The 2,494-nt window shown below is 61.0% G+C and carries 3 protein-coding genes; all 3 read left to right on the plus strand.

Translation table 11 applies throughout. The features are described 5' to 3' along the window. The coding region (locus tag C2862_RS24925; protein ID WP_136223738.1) for an aldehyde dehydrogenase family protein at window positions 1-311 on the plus strand (311 nt) is incomplete at its 5' end. 71 nt (window positions 312-382) lie between these two features. Next, on the plus strand, window positions 383-799 hold the full coding sequence (locus tag C2862_RS24930; protein ID WP_136223740.1) for a DUF779 domain-containing protein: 417 nt from the start codon (window positions 383-385) through the stop codon (window positions 797-799). Between the two features lie 148 nt (window positions 800-947). Next, a complete protein-coding gene (locus tag C2862_RS24935) occupies window positions 948-2,120 on the plus strand; it encodes a porin (protein WP_229467598.1) in 1,173 nt (390 codons plus the stop codon). Window positions 2,121-2,494: the final 374 nt, after the last annotated feature.

The raw sequence follows: 2,494 nt of genomic DNA on the forward strand, positions 1-2,494 counted from the left end.
TCGGGCCGGTGGTCTCGGTCACGACGTTTAAAGACGAGGCCGACGCGCTGCGCATCGCCAACGACACCTTGTACGGTCTCGGCGCCGGGCTGTGGACGCGCGACGCCTCGCGTGCCTTCCGCATGGGTCGGGCGATCCAGGCCGGCCGCGTCTGGACCAACTGCTACCACCTGTATCCGGCCCACGCCGCGTTCGGCGGCTATAAGCAGTCAGGCATCGGTCGCGAAAATCACAAGATGATGCTCGACCACTATCAGCAGACCAAGAACCTCCTGGTCAGCTACAGCCCGAAGGCGCTCGGCTTCTTCTGAGTGGCCCATCTCGTGATTCCGGAACCCGCTACGGTTCCGGAGTCATTTTTATACGGAATCGGAGGCTTCGAATGGCGACTGCGCCCGAGCGTGTGACCGCGACGGCGGCGGCACATGCATTCATCGAGGAATTGCGGCGCCGTCACGGCCCGCTGATGTTCTTCCAGTCCGGAGGCTGCTGCGACGGCAGCGCGCCGATGTGCTATCCCGCAGGCGAGTTCAACCTGAGCGACACCGACGTCCTGCTCGGCATGCTGGGCGACACCCCGTTCTACATGGGGAGCGAACAGTTCGCTTACTGGGAGCATACCCAATTGATCATCGATGTGGTCGCCGGCAATGGCGGCATGTTCTCGCTCGATAACGGCACCGGCCGCCGTTTCCTGACCCGCTCGCGCCTGTTCAGCGACGAGGAATGTGCGCTGCTGCGGGCCCAGCCGCCGTCTTCCTTACCGTCGAGTTCGCCGCTCAGTGCACGGCACAGCTGACCTCCGGACGAACCATGAACTGATCAGTTTCTGAACATGAGGAGGGAATACACAGCCGCCTTCGCCCCGTGAACTGCTGGGCACGAGATTTGCCATCGCTGTCGGGTGCATCACTCATGCATTCCACATAACCGACAAGGAGACGGCGATGAACAAGCGGGTCTCGAAATTTCAGGCAACAGCAGTATTGGGTGCGCTGGCCGCATGCATGCAGCCGGCGCTGGCGGTCGACATCAAGGCGGGAGACTGGACCGTGAATGTAGGCGGTAACGTGAACGCCTACTATACGTTCGTGGACTGCGACGGCGGCCAGGTCGGCGGGCTGGCGCTGGGCGGCCAGGCACTTGGCTGCGGCGGCAGGGACAGCCGCACAACGATCGGCAACGGCCTGCTGCCCAGCGGACTGGTCACTTCCGCCACCTCGCAGCTCGGCGGCTACGATGTCAAGGCGCTGATCGGCATCTACGCCCACACGGCGACCGACAGCGCGATCGCGCAAAACAGCGGAGTGGACGTGCGCCAGGCCTTCTTTTCCTTCGGCGATGCACGGCTCGGCACCGTCAAGCTGGGACGCGACTACGGCATCTTCGGCGCGAATGCGATCCTCAACGACATGACCCTGATGGGCGTCGGCGCGCCCGTGCAGGCGACCCAGCGCGGGCGCGTCGCGCTGGGCCACATCGGCGCCGGCTATGCCTATCTCAACCATTACGGGCAGATCGTCTACACGACGCCGAAGCTGGGGTCAGGACTGAGCGTCGATCTTGGCCTGATGAGTCCGGTCGACGATACGCCGGTGGTCGCCCCTTCCGCCTATCGAGCCACATCGACGCCGCAGTTCCAGGCCCAGCTCACTTTCACGCAAGGCGACATCAAGGCCTGGCTTGGCGCCAAGAGCCAGCGCTTCGAGCCCCTGGCGGCAGGCACCCCGAGCCTGACCATGCTCGCGTTCGAACTGGGCGCGCTGTACCAGTACGGACAGGCGGGTGTACTGGTGAACTTCCAGCGCGGCAGGGGGCTGGGCATCCTGTCCGATGCCGACCAGGGCCGGGTGTACAGCACTCACTACCTGGTGCAGGGCACGTACAAGGTGTCGGACCAGCTCAAGGTCGGTCTCAGTTATGGCCGCAGCAAGAACGGCGACGATGGGGTCGGCACCGGAGGCCTGAAATCGAACACCAATGTCACCCTGGGCGCCTACTACGCCGTCAACAGTGCGATCACTCTGGTGGCCGAGGGGGGACAGACCCGTTCGAAGGCCTTTGCTGGTCCGCGCGACAAGATGAACGGCATCGCGCTGGGCGGTATTATTTTCTTCTAATCATGCAAATGAACCCTGTCGCCGCAGCGCACAAAAAAGGGCTTGCGGACGGCAGACAGGGTTCGCTATAATTCGCCTCCGCTTCGGCGCTGTCTGCAAAACGTTAACGTAATCAAGTAGTTAGATGCGTGATTTGTTTGCAACCGGCAACGAGGTAGGAAAAAAGAAGTTGACGACGCAAACGAAACACTGCATAATCTCATCTCTCTGCTGCTGACGAACAAAACGATTCGCAGAACGCAGCAAGGCAGTACCGAATAAGTTCTTTAACAATTAACAGTCGATAAGTGTGGGCGTTTGATGAAGGTGCCAGCTGACTTGTTCAGCTGATTACTTAAATTATCAAATGTTCACAAAAAAGAAATACGTTGCTC

This window comes from Massilia sp. Mn16-1_5 (genome assembly GCF_004798585.1).
Classification (GTDB): domain Bacteria; phylum Pseudomonadota; class Gammaproteobacteria; order Burkholderiales; family Burkholderiaceae_D; genus Telluria.

Coding starts and splice junctions, on each gene's coding strand:
- C2862_RS24930 (WP_136223740.1), top strand. CDS start 383: ATGGCGACTGCGCCCGAGCGTGTGACCGCGACGGCGGCGGCACATGCA.
- C2862_RS24935 (WP_229467598.1), top strand. CDS start 948: ATGAACAAGCGGGTCTCGAAATTTCAGGCAACAGCAGTATTGGGTGCG.